The organism is Stenotrophomonas sp. SrG (assembly GCF_050031795.1).
Classification (GTDB): domain Bacteria; phylum Pseudomonadota; class Gammaproteobacteria; order Xanthomonadales; family Xanthomonadaceae; genus Stenotrophomonas; species Stenotrophomonas rhizophila_A.
Genome location: NZ_JBNBBE010000769.1, coordinates 1 through 246 on the forward strand (window position 1 = coordinate 1; position 246 = coordinate 246).

A 246-nucleotide genomic window follows, 5' to 3' on the forward strand; every position below is an offset into this window, starting at 1 on the left:
CTCCAGGTGTCGCCGAATTCCCGGCGCATGTGGGCGCACCCGGCGGCGCTGCTGGCGCGCAGCGCGCCCGAACCCACCGGCTGGGACCTGGGGCGCCGGATGAGCGCCACCTGGGCGCATTCCGCCCTGGTGGGCGCGCACCGTTTCGTGATCGAGTTTGCGGGGTTGTGGTTGGACAGGGCCCTGCAGCGGGGCGCGGGGTGCACCGCGCAACGCCACCTGGCGCTGGCCCGCCAACACCTGGAT

The 246-nt window shown here is 74.0% G+C and carries 1 protein-coding gene; it reads left to right on the forward strand.

What is annotated here, in order from left to right:
* Positions 1-27: 27 nt before the first annotated feature.
* Positions 28-246: hypothetical protein (locus tag ACQG3P_RS21645; RefSeq protein ID WP_426806201.1), on the forward strand; the 219-nt coding region annotated here is incomplete at its 3' end.